The organism is Paracoccus sp. FO-3 (genome assembly GCF_006386455.1).
In the GTDB taxonomy this organism is placed as follows: Bacteria; Pseudomonadota; Alphaproteobacteria; order Rhodobacterales; family Rhodobacteraceae; genus Paracoccus; species Paracoccus versutus.
In genome coordinates this window covers 1-452 of record NZ_VCBQ01000314.1, presented here as the reverse complement: position 1 = coordinate 452, position 452 = coordinate 1, and the positions used below count along the sequence as shown (strand labels likewise).

At 64.4% G+C, this 452-nt stretch carries 1 protein-coding gene; it reads right to left on the bottom strand.

Annotated features, from left to right (window positions below; genetic code table 11):
• Positions 1–452 (bottom strand): arsenic resistance protein (locus FE811_RS27165; protein WP_370362718.1); only part of this gene is annotated, 452 nt, incomplete at both ends.

Sequence of the window (452 nt, the reverse complement as noted above, 5' to 3'; positions counted from 1 at the left end):
GAAGCCCACCTCGATCACGCTGCCCTGCAGCCCGAACAGGGGTGGCAGCACGGTCAGGAACAGCCAGGCGTAGGTCGAGAAGAACAGGATCTGGAAGATCGCGTTGAAGGCCACCAGCCCGGCGACATATTGCCCGTCGCCGCGCGCCAGCTGGTTCCAGACCAGCACCATGGCGATGCAGCGCGCCAGGCCGATCAGGATCAGCCCGGTCATGTATTCGGGGCTGTCGCGCAGGAAGATCACCGCTAAGGCGAACATCAGCACCGGCCCGATCAGCCAGTTCTGCACCAGCGACAGCACCAGCACGCGCCTGTCGGCAAAGACCTGGGGCAGTTCCTCGTAACGCACCTTGGCCAGCGGCGGATACATCATCAGGATGAGCCCGATGGCGATGGGGATGTTGGTCGAGCCGACCGCCATGGCGTTCAGCGCATCCGGCAGGCCGGTGAACA